Here is a 16545-nt window from a genome sequence, read left to right on the forward strand (position 1 = left end):
TTGCAGCGCGCGCAGTGCGCCCAGCGCCATTTCATCATTCTGCGCGAACACAGCCTGCACATCCGGGTGAGCGGTCAGCAGGTTCTGCATGACGTTCAAACCTTTGGTGCGATCGAAGTCTGCCGGCTGGCTAGCGAGAACGTTAAACTTGTGAGCAGCAACGGCCTGCTGGAAGCCTTCACCACGTTCACGAGCAGCGGATGTACCGGCAATGCCTTGCAGTTCGATAACTTTTGCACCTTCGCCAGCTTTCTTCGCGATGTAATCACCCGCAATTTTGCCTCCCAGTACGTTATCAGAAGCAATGTGGCTAACCACTTCACCTTTCGTTGCCTGGCGGTCAAGAGTGATAACCGGGATGTTCGCCTGGTTAGCCATCTTCACAGCATTACCCACTGCGTCGGAGTCCGTCGGGTTAATCAGCAGAATTTTGGTGCCGCGAACGGTTAAGTCCTGCACGTTTGCCAGCTCTTTCGCCGGGTTGTTCTGGGAGTCCAGCACCACCAGGTTATAGCCAAGTTTATCCGCCTCTTTCTGCGCGCCATCTTTCAGCGATACAAAGAACGGGTTGTTAAGTGTAGAAACCACCAGCGCGATGGTGTCTTTTGCCATCGCATTCGCACTGACGGTGGCGCTTAGCGCAACAGCGGAAACCAGGGTAGCCAGTTTTTTCATGTTCATATTCAAGATGTCCTGTAGTCGTTATTACTGTTTTTTGTTGTCTACCAGCACCGCCAGCAAAATCACCACCGCTTTGACGATCATCTGGTAATAAGAGGAAACACCTAACAAATTCAACCCATTATTAAGGAAGCCAAGAATTAATGCGCCGATCAACGTCCCAACAATGCGACCTTTTCCGCCCGCCAGGCTCGTACCGCCCAGAACCACCGCAGCAATAGCATCCAGCTCATAGCCAGTCCCCGCAGTAGGTTGCGCGGAGGAGAGGCGCGCCACTTCAATGATCCCGGCCAGCGATGCCAGCAGACCACAAAGAGAATAGACGATGATTTTGATTTTATTGACGTTGATACCAGAAAGGCGCGTTGCTGCTTCGTTACCACCCAGCGCGTAGATGTAACGTCCCAGACGCGTGTGATGCAGCATGTACCAGGCCGCGAGGAAAACAATCCCCATGATCCAGACTGGCGTCGGAACACCCAGCGGACGACCAATACCAAACCAGCCGAACAGATCGGCGTTCTCAGTAAATCCGGTATTCACCGGACTACCGTTGGTGTAAACCATGGTCACGCCGCGCAGTAAAAGCATCATAACCAGCGTAGCGATGAACGCCTGGACGCGACCTTTCGCCACAATCACCCCGGTTACCGCGCCAATTGCCGCACCTAACGCGAGAGCGGCAGCGACAGCCACCAGCGCGTTGACTTCAATGCCGACGATAGATGCAGCAACTGCACCAGTCAGCGCCAACAGAGAACCGACCGACAGGTCGATGCCTGACGTCAGGATAACCAGCGTCATCCCGACCGCCATAATGGCGTTCACCGAGGTTTGCTGGAGAATATTGAATAAGTTATTGATGGTGAAAAAGTTCGGACTTAACGTCGAGACAATCGCGATCAGCACCAGCAGAGCGATAAGCGATTTCTGTTCCATCAGCCACGCTTTCGTGAAATAACGGCGACCAGAGACAGTCTGGGTTGTCATTTTTTTACTCCTGATTCACGCGATTAAGCTTGCCCACAGCGGCAGCCATTAACACTTCCTGAGTGGCCTGCTCTCGAGTAAATTCCCCGCTGAGATGCCCTTCATGCATGACGATAATGCGATCGCTCATGCCTAATACTTCTGGCATTTCCGATGACACCAGAATGATGCTCAAACCATCGGCTTTGAACTGGTTAATCAGTTGATAGATCTCTTTTTTCGCGCCGACATCTACGCCACGGGTAGGCTCATCAAGGATCAACACTTTAGGACGCGTCATCAGGCCACGGGCAATCGCCACTTTTTGCTGATTTCCCCCAGAAAGCAGGCCAATTGCCTGTTCCATCGACGGCGTCTTGACGTTGAACAGACGGATAAAATCACTGACCGCCTGCTGCTCATCCGCATGTTTCAGGCTACCACCTGTGCGACTGAAGTAGCGTAGCGCGGTCAGTGACATGTTCTCTTTTACTGACATGCCCAACACTAAACCGTCGCGTTTACGGTCTTCAGAGATATACACAATGCCGTTTGCCAGGCCATCCTGCGGCGAACGGGTAACAACCTCATGCCCATCCAGGGTGACGTAACCGCTGGTGCGCGGCAGGGCGCCATAGAGCACTTTCATCAGTTCGGTACGACCTGCGCCCATCAAACCAGAGACGCCAAGAATTTCGCCTTTGCGTAAAGCAAAAGAGACATCGTTAACGCCAGGTCCGCAGAGATTATCGACTTTCAGTAAGACGTCTCCCGGCGCTTTGTCCAGGTGTGGATACTGATCTTCCAGCTTACGTCCCACCATCATCTCAATCAGCGAATCTTCAGTCAGTGACGCTACTTCGCGCTCGGCAATAAATTGCCCGTCACGAAAAACGGTAACGTCATCGCAAATCTCGAAGATTTCTTTCATACGGTGGGAAATATAGACAATGCCGCGCCCCTGCGATTTCAGTTCGCGGATAACGCGGAACAGGGATTCTGTTTCGGTATCGGTCAGCGCATCGGTCGGTTCATCCATAATGATGACTTTCGACTCAAAGCTCAGCACTTTGGCAATTTCCACCATCTGCTGGTCGCCAATAGAAAGATCGCCCACCAGCTTGTCGCTTTTAAACCGCAGGTTAAGTTTGGCTAAGAGTTTATCCGCTTCGGCATACATGGTTTTCCAGTCAATTTTGCCAAAGCGATTTACAAACTCACGACCGAGGAAAATGTTTTCTGCGATGGTCAACTGCGGGATCAGGTTCAGTTCCTGGTGGATAATCCCAATCCCGGCTTCCTGGGAGGATTTCGGCCCGGTAAAAGTAGTCTCTTTACCCAACCATAAAAGCGTACCAGCATCACGGGTATAGATACCGGTCAGCACTTTCATCATGGTGGATTTACCCGCACCATTTTCGCCTACCAGCGCCATCACACGACCTGGATAGACATTTAACGCGGCTCCCGAGAGAGCTTTTACGCCCGGAAACGCTTTATCGATACCTTTAAGCTGTAGTAATGCTTCCATGGCGGCCTCAGAACGTCACGCCAGCACAGAGAATGATATTCGCATACGGAGAACATTCTCCGCTGCGAATTACCGCCTGACTTTCTGCGGTTTGTTGTTTGAATTGTTCATGCGTGGTGTAACGAATTTCAATAGTGTTTCCCTGGTGTTTTTGCAGCTGCTCAAGGTGAGTGAGCAACGTTTCGTGGAGTTGCGGATTATGTTGTTTGATCTCTTCCGCGATAATGGCTGCCTCGACCTGCATTTCACTTGTGACGACGCCCAGCACCTGCATAAAAGAAGGTACACCCTGGGTTAATGCCATATCGATACGCGTTGTACTTTTGGGGATGGGTAAACCAGCATCACACACCACCAGCGTATCGGTATGTCCCAGACGGGAGATCACCGACGAAATATCAGAATTAAGAACGGTGCCTTTTTTCATTTTTTTCTCCATCAGCGAAACGTTTCGCTGACCCGCAGTTTAATCCTGACTGATTAAGGAAAACCATCACGACGTTACTGAAATGTGATCAACATCGAAACGTTTTACATCGTGAGTAACCATGAAAAAAAACGCCCCCTTATGGAGAAAGGAGGCGTCTGGCGTTAGATTTCGACCTGAGTACCCAATTCGATAACCCGGTTTGGTGGGATTTCAAACTGATCCGGCGCGCGCAGCGCATTACGTTGCAACAGCAAGTACAGCTTGCCGCGCAGACGCAAATACCACGGGCGTTTGCCAAGGATCAGTGATTCATGCGACATAAAGAAGGAGGTTTCCATCATCCGGCAACTTAATCCTTCCAGACCGCAGCGGTGGAAAACTTCTTCCACGTTTGGCGTTTCTCGCCAACCATAACTTGCCACCACCCGCCAGAAAGTGGGCGACAATTGTTCAATCTGTACCCGACGGACGTTATGGACATATGGCGCGTCTTCAGTACGCAGAGTTAACAGAATAACCCGCTCATGCAACACCTTGTTATGTTTAAGGTTATGCATCAGCGCAAAGGGAATGACATTAATTGCACGCGACATATACACAGCGGTTCCGGGAACGCGAACAGGCGGTGATTTCTCCAGTGAAGCAATCATTGCTTCCAGAGAGTTACCATGTTCGTGCATCCGACGCAGCAGGCGGAAACGCTCGCTCTTCCAGGTCGTCATCACGATAAACATCACCGTGCCGAGGCTCAGAGGCAACCAGCCGCCGGAAAGCAGTTTATCGAGGTTAGCGGTAAACAGAGGGATATCGACACAAAGGAAAGCAATCAAAATCAGCGCAACAAAATACTTATTCCAGTGCCAGTTCTGACGCGCCACGGTGGTTGAAAGAATAGACGTCAGCACCATCGTTCCGGTCACCGCAATTCCATACGCCGCCGCCAGGTTGCTGGAGTGCTCAAAGCTGACAATGACAATCACGACTGCGACATAGAGCATCCAGTTCACAAACGGAATGTAGATTTGCCCTGACTCCATTTCAGAGGTGTGAATAATGCGCATCGGCGACAAGTATCCCAGACGTACCGCCTGACGCGTCAATGAGAAAACACCAGAAATAACCGCCTGCGAGGCAATCACCGTTGCCAGTGCGGCGATGATCAGTAGCGGGATCAGCGCCCAGTCCGGAGCCAACAGGAAGAACGGGTTCTTAATCGCTTCCGGGTGTTTTAACAGCAGCGCCCCCTGCCCAAAGTAGTTAAGGGTCAAAGACGGCAATACGACGGTGAACCACGCCAGGCGAATAGGGAACTTACCAAAGTGCCCCATATCGGCATACAGCGCCTCGACACCGGTAATCGACAGCACCACCGCGCCTAACGCAATAAAGGAAACGGTTTTATATTCAAGGAAGAAATGCACCGCCCACATTGGATTTAAAGCATGTAACACTTCAGGGTTGGCAATAATGCTACGTAACCCCAGCCCCGCCAGAATCAAAAACCAGGTCAGCATAATCGGCGCAAACAACTTACCGACCATGGCAGTGCCATGCTTTTGAATCATAAACAGTAAAGTGAGAACGATGATTGAGAGGGGAACTATCCAGGTATCCAGCTGAGGGGCGACGATTTCCAGACCTTCAATGGCTGACATCACCGAAATAGCGGGTGTTATGACAACTTCACCATAGAAGAAACTGCCGCCGATTAGCCCCATAATCACCAGCATTGATGTCGTTCGCGCCGACGTATTACGCCCGGCAAGCGACATCAATGTCAGTATGCCCCCTTCCCCGGCGTTATCTGCCCGCATCACGAAGGTGAGATATTTAATGGAAACCACAAAGATTAGCAGCCAGAAGATCAGCGATAAAAAGCCAAACACAGCATCGCGTTCAACGCCAAAACCAAACTGGCCGGACAAACATTCACGAAGTGTATATAACGGGCTGGTACCAATATCGCCGTAGACAACTCCAATCGCCGCGAGGGTAATCGCGGGCAACGATTGCTTATTATCAGTGCTCATAGACTAGTCTTTCGTTGAAATATGAAATGTGTGCGTAGTCCCTTGGCCCACAAAAAAGCGCACAGTATGCACGATTAACGGCAAAATCGTACTCCTAAATGCGACCACATTAACCTGGCTCAAAGAAAAATAGCCCTCCTTTGAGACTATTTTTGCCACCAGCAAGAAACGTCTATACTCGCAGTTTACGCAGAACTTTTGACGAAAGGACGCCACTTCATTATGGCTCACCCTCATTTATTAGCGGAAAGAATTTCCCGTCTAAGCAGTTCGCTTGAAAAAGGGCTTTATGAACGTAGCCACGCCATCCGCCTGTGTTTGTTAGCGGCATTAAGTGGTGAAAGCGTATTCCTGCTTGGCCCACCAGGTATTGCTAAAAGTTTAATCGCCCGGCGTTTAAAATTCGCCTTCCAGAATGCGCGCGCGTTTGAATATCTGATGACCCGCTTCTCCACACCGGAAGAAGTTTTTGGCCCCCTTTCTATTCAGGCGTTAAAAGATGAAGGCCGCTATGAGCGTTTAACCAGCGGCTACCTGCCGGAAGCAGAAATCGTCTTTCTTGATGAGATCTGGAAAGCCGGGCCAGCGATTCTTAATACCCTACTAACCGCTATTAATGAACGCCACTTCCGCAACGGCGCACATGTTGAAAAAATCCCTATGCGCCTGCTGGTGGCGGCCTCCAACGAACTGCCAGAAGCAGACAGCAGCCTGGAAGCGTTATATGACCGTATGCTGATTCGTCTGTGGTTAGATAAAGTGCAGGATAAAACGAATTTTCGCTCCATGCTGACCAGCCAACAGGATGAAAACGACAATCCCGTTCCACCATCCTTACAGGTCACGGATGAAGAATACGAACGCTGGCAGAAAGAGATTGGTGAAATTACGCTGCCCGATCATGTATTTGAGCTGATTTTTATGCTGCGCCAGCAACTGGATAAATTACCGGATGCGCCTTATGTCTCCGACCGTCGCTGGAAAAAAGCGATCCGCTTATTGCAGGCCAGCGCCTTTTTTAGCGGTCGCAGCGTGGTTGTCCCGATTGATCTCATCTTGCTGAAAGATTGCCTGTGGTACGACGCCCAAAGTCTGAATTTAATTCAACAACAAATTGACGTATTGATGACCAGTCATGCGTGGCAGCAACAGGAAATGCTGACGCAACTGAGTGCAATTGTGCAGCGTCGCCTGCAACTCCAGCAGCAACAAAGCGATAAAACGGCCTTTACGGTGATTCGTCAGGGTGGCATGTTCAGCCGTCGCCCACAGTATCAACTTCCTGCCGACGTTGCTGCTTCCACGCTGACTCTGTTGCTGCAAAAACCATTAAAATTGCATGATATGGAAGTTGTTCATATCGCTTTTGAGCGTAGCGCACTGGAACAGTGGCTGAGTAAAGGTGGTGAAATTCGCGGCAAACTGAACGGTATCGGCTTTGCCCAGAAACTGAATCTGGAAGTTGATAGCGCCCAACATCTGGTTGTACGCGATGTGAGTTTACAAGGCAGTACGCTGGCGCTTCCCGGTTCATCGGCTGAAGGTCTGCCTAGTGAAATAAAACAACAACTGGAAGAGCTTGAAAGCGACTGGCGCAAGCAACACGCCTTATTCAGCGAACAGCAAAAATGTCTGTTTATCCATAGCGACTGGTTAGGTCGCATTGAAGCCAGCCTACAGGATGTCGGCACCCAGATTCGCCAGGCGCAACAATGCTAACACTGGATACGCTCAATGTGATGCTGGCCGTCAGCGAAGAGGGATTGATCGAAGAGATGATCATCGCTCTGTTGGCCTCACCGCAGTTGGCTGTCTTCTTTGAAAAATTCCCACGACTGAAGGCGGCAATCACTGATGATATTCCCCGCTGGCGTGAGGCGCTGCGCAGTCGGCTGAAAGATGCCCGAGTCCCGCAGGAGCTCACGGAAGAGGTCATGTGCTATCAGCAAAGCCAGCTTCTTTCCACGCCGCAATTTATTGTGCAACTACCGCAGATACTGGACTTACTGCATCGACTGAATTCCCCGTGGGCCGAACAAGCCCAGCAGTTGGTTGATGCCAACGGCACGATCACTCCGGCATTACACACGCTTTTTCTCCAGCGTTGGCGCTTAAGTCTGATAGTGCAAGCGACGACGTTAAATCAACAGTTATTAGAAGAAGAACGCGAACAACTGTTGAGTGAAGTTCAGGAACGCATGACGCTAAGTGGGCAGCTTGAACCGATTCTGGCAGAAAACAACACCGCAGCCGGTCGTCTGTGGGATATGAGCGCCGGTCAGCTTAAACGCGGCGACTATCAGTTAATTGTAAAATACGGTGAATTTCTTAACGAACAGCCGGAACTGAAGCGCCTGGCGGAACAGCTCGGGCGTTCGCGGGAAGCCAAATCGATACCACGCAACGATGCGCAGATGGAAACCTTCCGCACTATGGTGCGCGAACCGGCGACCGTTCCTGAGCAGGTTGATGGTCTGCAACAAAGCGATGATATTTTACGCCTTCTGCCGCCGGAACTGGCTACGCTTGGGATAACTGAACTGGAGTATGAGTTTTACCGTCGGCTGGTGGAAAAGCAGTTGCTTACCTATCGTCTGCACGGTGAATCGTGGCGTGAAAAAGTGATCGAACGCCCGGTGGTACATAAAGATTACGACGAACAGCCGCGCGGGCCGTTTATTGTCTGCGTGGATACTTCCGGCTCAATGGGCGGCTTTAATGAACAGTGTGCGAAAGCATTCTGCCTGGCATTGATGCGCATTGCCCTCGCTGAAAACCGGCGCTGCTTTATTATGTTATTTTCCACCGAGATTGTCCGTTATGAGCTTTCAGGCTCACAAGGCATCGAACAAGCGATTCGCTTTTTAAGCCAGCAGTTTCGTGGCGGCACCGATCTTGCCAGTTGTTTTCGCGCCATTATGGAACGCTTGCAAAGCCGGGAATGGTTTGACGCCGATGCGGTGGTGATTTCTGATTTTATCGCCCAGCGGTTGCCTGATGACGTGACGAGTAAAGTGAAAGAGTTGCAGCGGGTACATCAGCATCGCTTTCATGCCGTGGCGATGTCGGCACACGGCAAACCCGGCATCATGCGCATTTTCGATCATATCTGGCGTTTTGATACCGGGATGCGAAGCCGCCTGCTCAGACGCTGGCGGCGATAAATTATTACAGCAGAGAAGGGACGCTCTCACGAACTGCCGCAGGCCAAACGCCACACTGAACCTGGCCGATATGCGGCAGTTGCAGCAGTAGCATGGTCAAACGAGACTGGCCGATACCGCCGCCGATAGTCTGCGGCATTTCACCGCGCAGCAGCGCCTGATGCCACTCTAGTTGCAAACGATCTTCATCACCAGTTAGCGCCAGTTGGTGCTTCAGCGTGTCAGCATCCACGCGGATCCCCATGGAAGAAAGCTCAAACGCATCTTCCAGTACCGGGTTCCACACCAGAATATCGCCGTTCAGACCCGCATGGCCCAGCTCTGACGGGGTGCTCCAGTCATCATAATCCGGTGCGCGCACGTCATGACGATGACCATCACTCAACTTGCCGCCAATCCCGACAAGGAATACCGCGCCAAGATCTTTCGCAATCGCCCGCTCACGCCCTTTGGCATCGAGATCCGGATAACGAGACAGTAATTCCTGGCTGTGTACGAAGTGGATCTGATCCGGCAGGAACGGTGCCAGGCCAAACTCTTCGCTAACCGCAGCTTCGGTTGCTTTAATTCCCGCCCAGATCGCCTCTACCGTGCTTTTCAGAGTCGAGAATTGACGCTCGCCGTCGCCCATTACGCGTTCCCAGTCCCACTGGTCTACATAGACCGAGTGCAACGGAGAAAGACGGTCTTCATCGGGGCGAAGGGCTTTCATGTGCGTGTACAGCCCTTCGCCCACGCTGAAGTCGTGTTGCCCTAACGTCTGACGTTTCCACTTCGCCAGTGAATGAACCACTTCGAACTGGGCATCAGGCAGAGCTTTCACTTTTACCTGTACCGCTTTTTCACAGCCCGACAAGTTATCCTGCGTGCCATCCCCCACACGACTAAGGATTGGCGCCTGGACTTCAATCAGCCCTAAGCGTTCTTCCAGTTGACGAGAAAAGTGAGATTTCACGAAGCTAATTTGACGTTGTTTGGCAATGTAAGCGGTTTTCATTTTTTATACTCCTGCGTCCTGTTGCGTATGATTAAGCAACAAAAACCAGCACACATGCAATAATCATTCAATAAAAAGCCTTACCCACTTTTGATTCATTAAAAAAGAAGACTAAAATAGAATGAATCATCAATATGAATAAGAAAATCCTATGGAAAATTATCTGATCGACAATCTGGACCGTGGCATCCTGGAAGCATTAATGGGCAATGCGCGCACCGCTTACGCTGAACTGGCGAAACAATTTGGCGTCAGCCCGGGGACGATTCACGTTCGTGTAGAGAAAATGAAGCAGGCGGGGATCATTACCGGTGCGCGTATCGACGTCAGCCCGAAGCAGCTTGGTTATGACGTAGGCTGCTTTATCGGCATTATATTAAAGAGCGCCAAAGACTACCCTTCCGCGCTGGCAAAGCTGGAAAGCCTTGATGAAGTTACTGAAGCCTATTACACAACCGGCCACTACAGCATCTTTATAAAAGTGATGTGCCGTTCGATCGATGCTCTCCAGCATGTACTTATCAACAAGATCCAAACAATTGATGAAATTCAGTCCACCGAAACACTGATCGTCCTGCAGAACCCGATCATGCGTACCATCAAGCCATGATCAGCTTTTTTAATCCCATACTTTTCCACAGGTAGATCCCAGCGCGTTCACAGCGTACAATACGCCACTCTTAATAAAGGTGGCGGTTTATGGCAGATATCACTCTTATCAGCGGCAGCACCCTGGGCGGTGCCGAATATGTAGCAGAACACCTGGCAGAAAAGCTGGAAGAGGCGGGTTTTACCACCGAAACGCTGCATGGTCCGTTGTTAGAAGATTTATCTGCCTCCGGGATCTGGCTGATTATCAGTTCTACCCACGGTGCCGGAGATATTCCGGACAACCTTTCTCCTTTCTATGAAGCGTTGCTGGAACAAAAACCCGATCTTTCTGCGGTACGCTTTGGCGCAATCGGTATTGGCAGTCGTGAATACGACACTTTTTGTGGTGCGATCGATAAACTCGAGGCAGAACTCAAAAATTCCGGTGCGAAACAGATGGGCGAAACACTGAAGATCAACATCCTTGATCACGACATTCCGGAAGATCCGGCAGAAGAATGGCTGGGATCGTGGATTAATTTACTCAAATAAGTATACAGATCGTGCGATCTACTGTGGATAACTCTGTCAGGAAGCTTGGATCAACCGGTAGTTATCCAAAGAACAACTGTTGTTCAGTTTTTGAGTTGTGCATAACCCCTCATTCTGATCCCAGCTTATACGGTCCAGGATCACCGATCATTCACAGTTAATGATCCTTTCCAGGTTGTTGATCTTAAAAGTCGGATCCTTGTTATCCACAGGGCAGTGCGATCCTAATAAGAGATCACAATAGAACAGATCTCTAAATAAAAAGATCTTCTTTTTAATACCCAGGATCCCAGGTCTTTCTCAAGCAGGCAAAGTTGAGTAGAATCCACGGCCCGGGCTTCAATCCATTTTCATACCGCGTTATGCGAGGCAATCACCATGTTTTATCCGGATCCTTTTGACGTCATCATCATTGGCGGGGGTCATGCAGGCACCGAGGCCGCGATGGCTGCGGCGCGTATGGGTCAACAGACTCTGCTTTTGACACACAATATCGACACTCTGGGACAGATGAGCTGCAACCCGGCAATCGGCGGTATTGGGAAGGGACATCTGGTAAAAGAAGTGGATGCACTCGGCGGTCTGATGGCAAAAGCGATCGACCAGGCGGGTATCCAGTTTAGGATACTAAACGCCAGCAAAGGACCGGCGGTTCGTGCAACCCGAGCACAGGCGGATCGTGTGCTGTACCGTCAGGCGGTACGCACTGCACTTGAGAATCAACCAAACCTGATGATCTTCCAGCAGGCGGTTGAGGATCTTATTGTCGAAAACGATCGCGTGGTCGGTGCTGTCACCCAAATGGGGTTGAAATTCCGTGCTAAGGCTGTCGTGCTCACTGTAGGCACTTTCCTTGACGGCAAGATTCATATCGGTCTGGATAATTACAGCGGTGGTCGTGCTGGAGATCCGCCTTCCATTCCGCTTTCTCGCCGTTTGCGTGAACTGCCACTGCGCGTTGGTCGTCTGAAAACAGGGACGCCGCCGCGTATTGACGCCCGCACCATCAATTTCAGTGTGCTGGCGCAACAGCATGGCGATAACCCAATGCCGGTGTTCTCGTTTATGGGCAACGCAGCGCAGCATCCACAGCAGGTGCCGTGCTATATCACCCATACCAACGAGAAAACTCATGACGTGATCCGCAGTAACCTCGATCGTAGTCCAATGTATGCCGGAGTGATTGAAGGTGTTGGCCCACGCTACTGTCCGTCGATCGAAGACAAAGTCATGCGCTTCGCCGACAGAAATCAGCATCAGATCTTCCTTGAACCGGAAGGGCTGACGTCTAACGAAATTTATCCGAACGGCATCTCCACCAGCCTGCCGTTCGATGTGCAGATGCAAATCGTCCGCTCCATGCAGGGGATGGAAAATGCGAAGATCGTGCGTCCAGGTTATGCCATTGAGTATGACTTCTTCGATCCACGTGACCTGAAACCGACGCTGGAAAGCAAGTTTATCCAGGGTCTGTTCTTTGCCGGTCAAATTAATGGCACTACCGGTTATGAAGAAGCGGCAGCACAAGGTTTGCTGGCCGGTCTTAATGCCGCTCGACTGTCTGCCGACAAAGAAGGCTGGGCGCCTGCGCGATCCCAGGCTTACCTTGGCGTACTGGTCGATGACCTGTGCACTTTAGGAACCAAAGAACCGTATCGTATGTTTACCTCGCGCGCAGAATATCGTCTGATGCTGCGCGAAGATAATGCAGATCTGCGTTTGACTGAAATCGGTCGTGAACTGGGCCTGGTGGATGACGAACGTTGGGCGCGCTTTAACGAGAAACTTGAGAATATCGAGCGTGAGCGTCAGCGTCTGAAATCGACCTGGGTAACCCCGTCGGCGGAAGCTGCAGCCGAAGTGAATGCTCACCTGACTGCGCCGCTTTCCCGTGAAGCCAGTGGTGAAGATCTGCTGCGTCGTCCGGAAATGACTTATGAAAAATTAACCACGCTGACGCCGTTTGCCCCTGCGTTGACAGACGAACAGGCGGCGGAACAGGTTGAGATTCAGGTTAAATACGAAGGTTATATTGCGCGTCAGCAAGATGAGATCGAAAAGCAGCTGCGTAACGAGAATACCTTGCTGCCTGCGACGCTGGATTACCGCCAGGTATCCGGTCTTTCTAACGAAGTGATCGCCAAACTCAACGATCACAAACCGGCCTCTATCGGTCAGGCTTCGCGTATTTCTGGCGTCACGCCTGCGGCTATATCCATTCTGCTGGTATGGCTGAAAAAACAGGGTATGCTGCGTCGTAGCGCATAACGCATTAAAAATGCCTGGTAAGCACCTGCTTACCAGGCAACGTATCAAGAACAGGTAATCACCGTGCTCAACAAACTCTCCTCACTGCTGAAAGACGCAGGAATTTCGCTTACCGATCACCAGAAAAATCAGCTTATTGCCTACGTAAATATGCTGCACAAATGGAACAAGGCGTACAACCTGACTTCGGTGCGCGATCCTAATGAGATGCTGGTACGCCATATTCTGGACAGCATTGTCGTCGCACCTTATCTGCAAGGTGAACGTTTTATTGATGTCGGCACCGGCCCGGGTCTGCCCGGCATTCCTCTCTCTATCGTACGCCCTGACGCCCACTTCACACTACTGGATAGCCTCGGTAAACGCGTGCGTTTCCTGCGCCAGGTTCAACATGAATTGAAACTTGAGAACATTGAGCCGGTACAGAGTAGGGTAGAGGAGTTTCCGTCAGAGCCACCGTTTGATGGTGTAATTAGCCGTGCTTTTGCCTCTCTGAACGATATGGTGAGCTGGTGTCATCATCTTCCTGGCGAGCAAGGCCGTTTCTATGCGCTGAAAGGACAAATGCCGGAAGATGAAATAGCCCTATTGCCCGCAGAATATCAGGTTGAATCAGTGGTTAAACTTCAGGTTCCTGCTCTGGATGGCGAACGCCATTTGGTTGTGATTAAAGCAAATAAAATTTAATTTTTATCAAAAAAATCATAAAAAATTTATCGGTTTGACTGTTAACAACGACCAGGTTTTTTACTGATATAACTGGTTACATTTAACGCCACGTTTACCATTTCGCATCAATGAACTAACGTGGCTTTTTTGGGTAAGCAGAAAATAAGTCATCGGTGAAAATATCAGTCTGCTAAAAATCGGCGCTAAGAACCATAATTTGCTGTTAAAATTTTATTAAGAATGTCAATGTCTGGTTTTTGTTGTGTAAATGCTATTTATGAAAACAGTATCTGTTTTTAGACTGAAATATCAGAAACTTGCAATGGCATCATTTGCCAAGTAAATAAATATGCTGTGCGCGAACATGCTCAATCTGTGATCTGAAGCACGCTTTACCACCAGTGTTTACGCGTTATTTACAGTTTTTCATGATCTGGCATGGTTAGCAGAAAAGTCGCAATTGTATGCACTGGAAAAATATTTAAACATTTATTCACCTTTTGGCTACTTATTGTTTGAAATCACGGGGGCGCACCGTATAATTTGACCGCTTTTTGATGCTTGACTCTAAGCCTTAAAGAAAGTTTTATACGACACGCGGCATACCTCGAAGGGAGCAGGAGTGAAAAACGTGATGTCTGTGTCGCTCGTGAGTCGAAACGTTGCTCGGAAGCTTCTGCTCGTTCAGTTACTGGTGGTGATAGCAAGTGGATTGCTATTCAGCCTCAAAGACCCCTTCTGGGGCGTCTCTGCATTAAGCGGAGGCCTGGCAGTCTTTCTGCCTAACGTTTTGTTTATGATATTTGCCTGGCGTCACCAGGCGCATACACCAGCGAAAGGCCGGGTGGCCTGGACATTCGCATTTGGCGAAGCTTTCAAAGTTCTGGCGATGTTGGTGTTACTGGTGGTGGCGTTGGCGGTTTTAAAGGCGGTATTCTTGCCGCTGATCGTTACGTGGGTTTTGGTGCTGGTGGTTCAGATACTGGCACCGGCTGTAATTAACAACAAAGGGTAAAAGGCATCATGGCTTCAGAAAATATGACGCCGCAGGATTACATAGGACACCACCTGAATAACCTTCAGCTGGACCTGCGTACATTCTCGCTGGTGGATCCACAAAACCCCCCAGCCACCTTCTGGACAATCAATATTGACTCCATGTTCTTCTCGGTGGTGCTGGGTCTGTTGTTCCTGCTTATGTTCCGTAGCGTCGCCAAAAAGGCGACCAGCGGCGTACCAGGTAAGTTTCAGACCGCGATTGAGCTGGTAATCGGCTTTGTTAATGGTAGCGTGAAAGACATGTACCATGGCAAAAGCAAGCTGATTGCACCGCTGGCCCTGACGATCTTCGTTTGGGTATTCCTGATGAACCTGATGGACTTACTGCCTATCGATCTGCTGCCATATATCGCAGAACACTGGATCGGTTTGCCGGCACTGCGTGTAGTTCCGTCTGCTGACGTGAACGTGACGCTGTCGATGGCTCTGGGCGTATTTATCCTGATTCTGTTCTACAGCATCAAAATGAAAGGCATCGGCGGCTTCACGAAAGAGTTGACGCTGCAGCCGTTCAATCACTGGGCGTTCATTCCTGTCAACTTAATCCTTGAAGGGGTAAGCCTGCTGTCCAAACCAGTTTCACTCGGTTTGCGACTGTTCGGTAACATGTATGCCGGTGAGCTGATTTTCATTCTGATTGCTGGTCTGTTGCCGTGGTGGTCACAGTGGATCCTGAATGTGCCGTGGGCCATTTTCCACATCCTGATCATTACGCTGCAAGCCTTCATCTTCATGGTTCTGACGATCGTCTATCTGTCGATGGCGTCTGAAGAACATTAATTTACCAACACTACTACGTTTTAACTGAAACAAACTGGAGACTGTCATGGAAAACCTGAATATGGATCTGCTGTACATGGCTGCCGCTGTGATGATGGGTCTGGCGGCAATCGGTGCTGCGATCGGTATCGGCATCCTCGGGGGTAAATTCCTGGAAGGCGCAGCGCGTCAACCTGATCTGATTCCTCTGCTGCGTACTCAGTTCTTTATCGTTATGGGTCTGGTGGATGCTATCCCGATGATCGCTGTAGGTCTGGGTCTGTACGTGATGTTCGCTGTCGCGTAGTAAGCGTTGCTTTTATTTAAAGAGCAATATCAGAACGTTAACTAAATAGAGGCATTGTGCTGTGAATCTTAACGCAACAATCCTCGGCCAGGCCATCGCGTTTGTCCTGTTCGTTCTGTTCTGCATGAAGTACGTATGGCCGCCATTAATGGCTGCCATCGAAAAACGTCAAAAAGAAATTGCTGACGGTCTTGCTTCCGCAGAACGAGCACACAAGGACCTTGACCTTGCAAAGGCCAGCGCGACCGACCAGCTGAAAAAAGCGAAAGCGGAAGCCCAGGTAATCATCGAGCAGGCGAACAAACGCCGCTCGCAGATTCTGGACGAAGCGAAAGCTGAGGCAGAACAGGAACGTACTAAAATCGTGGCTCAGGCGCAGGCGGAAATTGAAGCCGAGCGTAAACGTGCCCGTGAAGAGCTGCGTAAGCAAGTTGCTATCCTGGCTGTTGCTGGCGCCGAGAAGATCATCGAACGTTCCGTGGATGAAGCTGCTAACAGCGACATCGTGGATAAACTTGTCGCTGAACTGTAAGGAGGG

The 16545-nt window shown here is 50.3% G+C and carries 16 protein-coding genes; 10 read left to right on the forward strand and 6 right to left on the reverse strand.

The genetic code is table 11. The annotated features are described in order from the left end of the window. The 5 genes from rbsB to kup all read right to left on the reverse strand — a co-directional run. The coding region (gene rbsB, locus EQY_RS0107450) for a ribose ABC transporter substrate-binding protein RbsB (RefSeq protein ID WP_001056272.1) at positions 1–681 on the reverse strand (681 nt) is incomplete at its 3' end. Positions 682–705: 24 nt separating this feature from the next. Continuing rightward, positions 706–1671: a ribose ABC transporter permease gene (gene rbsC, locus EQY_RS0107455; RefSeq protein ID WP_000211858.1), complete on the reverse strand. Its 966-nt coding sequence runs from the start codon at positions 1669–1671 to the stop codon at positions 706–708. 4 nt (positions 1672–1675) lie between these two features. Further along, positions 1676–3181 carry a ribose ABC transporter ATP-binding protein RbsA gene (rbsA, locus tag EQY_RS0107460; protein ID WP_000387776.1) on the reverse strand — a complete coding sequence of 502 codons (1506 nt, stop codon included), beginning with the start codon at positions 3179–3181 and terminating at the stop codon, positions 1676–1678. Between the two features lie 7 nt (positions 3182–3188). After that, positions 3189–3608 (reverse strand): D-ribose pyranase, encoded by a 420-nt coding sequence (rbsD, locus tag EQY_RS0107465; RefSeq protein ID WP_024165202.1) that lies wholly within the window; start codon positions 3606–3608, stop codon positions 3189–3191. A 164-nt stretch (positions 3609–3772) separates the two neighbouring features. Next, positions 3773–5641 carry a low affinity potassium transporter Kup gene (gene kup, locus EQY_RS0107470; protein WP_000102310.1) on the reverse strand — a complete coding sequence of 623 codons (1869 nt, stop codon included), beginning with the start codon at positions 5639–5641 and terminating at the stop codon, positions 3773–3775. Between the two features lie 222 nt (positions 5642–5863). Between kup and ravA the strand changes: the two genes are divergently transcribed. Continuing rightward, positions 5864–7360, forward strand: coding sequence for an ATPase RavA (ravA, locus tag EQY_RS0107475; protein ID WP_024212455.1), 1497 nt, complete (start codon positions 5864–5866; stop codon positions 7358–7360). Continuing rightward, positions 7354–8805, forward strand: coding sequence for an ATPase RavA stimulator ViaA (gene viaA, locus EQY_RS0107480; RefSeq protein WP_000956601.1), 1452 nt, complete (start codon positions 7354–7356; stop codon positions 8803–8805). The genes ravA and viaA overlap by 7 nt, the downstream gene beginning before the upstream one ends. Positions 8806–8809: 4 nt before the next feature. On the opposite strand, the gene asnA is transcribed toward viaA, so the two are convergent. Further along, positions 8810–9802: an aspartate--ammonia ligase gene (asnA, locus tag EQY_RS0107485; protein WP_000845136.1), complete on the reverse strand. Its 993-nt coding sequence runs from the start codon at positions 9800–9802 to the stop codon at positions 8810–8812. Positions 9803–9953: 151 nt separating this feature from the next. Between asnA and asnC the strand changes: the two genes are divergently transcribed. The 8 genes from asnC (at position 9954) to atpF (ending at position 16539) form a co-directional block, all read left to right on the forward strand. Further along, a complete protein-coding gene (asnC, locus tag EQY_RS0107490; protein WP_000432970.1) occupies positions 9954–10412 on the forward strand; it encodes a transcriptional regulator AsnC in 459 nt (152 codons plus the stop codon). 89 nt (positions 10413–10501) lie between these two features. Next, complete coding sequence (mioC, locus tag EQY_RS0107495; protein WP_000763727.1) at positions 10502–10945, forward strand: FMN-binding protein MioC; 444 nt, start codon at positions 10502–10504, stop codon at positions 10943–10945. 378 nt (positions 10946–11323) lie between these two features. Next, on the forward strand, positions 11324–13213 hold the full coding sequence (gene mnmG / locus EQY_RS0107500) for a tRNA uridine-5-carboxymethylaminomethyl(34) synthesis enzyme MnmG (protein ID WP_000499809.1): 1890 nt from the start codon (positions 11324–11326) through the stop codon (positions 13211–13213). A 63-nt stretch (positions 13214–13276) separates the two neighbouring features. Further along, positions 13277–13900, forward strand: a complete 624-nt coding sequence (gene rsmG, locus EQY_RS0107505; RefSeq protein ID WP_000932852.1) for a 16S rRNA (guanine(527)-N(7))-methyltransferase RsmG — start codon at positions 13277–13279, stop codon at positions 13898–13900. Positions 13901–14516: 616 nt separating this feature from the next. Continuing rightward, positions 14517–14897, forward strand: a complete 381-nt coding sequence (gene atpI, locus EQY_RS0107510; RefSeq protein WP_000116699.1) for a F0F1 ATP synthase subunit I — start codon at positions 14517–14519, stop codon at positions 14895–14897. An 8-nt stretch (positions 14898–14905) separates the two neighbouring features. After that, the gene (atpB, locus tag EQY_RS0107515) at positions 14906–15721 is read left to right on the forward strand and encodes a F0F1 ATP synthase subunit A (protein WP_000135622.1); all 816 of its coding nucleotides are present in this window, start codon (positions 14906–14908) and stop codon (positions 15719–15721) included. A gap of 46 nt (positions 15722–15767) precedes the next feature. Next, a complete protein-coding gene (atpE, locus tag EQY_RS0107520) occupies positions 15768–16007 on the forward strand; it encodes a F0F1 ATP synthase subunit C (protein ID WP_000429386.1) in 240 nt (79 codons plus the stop codon). Between the two features lie 61 nt (positions 16008–16068). Next, positions 16069–16539, forward strand: a complete 471-nt coding sequence (gene atpF, locus EQY_RS0107525; RefSeq protein WP_001052219.1) for a F0F1 ATP synthase subunit B — start codon at positions 16069–16071, stop codon at positions 16537–16539. Positions 16540–16545 lie beyond the last annotated feature (6 nt).

Origin of the sequence: Escherichia sp. TW14182, assembly GCF_000208525.1 — a bacterium.
In the GTDB taxonomy this organism is placed as follows: domain Bacteria; phylum Pseudomonadota; class Gammaproteobacteria; order Enterobacterales; family Enterobacteriaceae; genus Escherichia; species Escherichia ruysiae.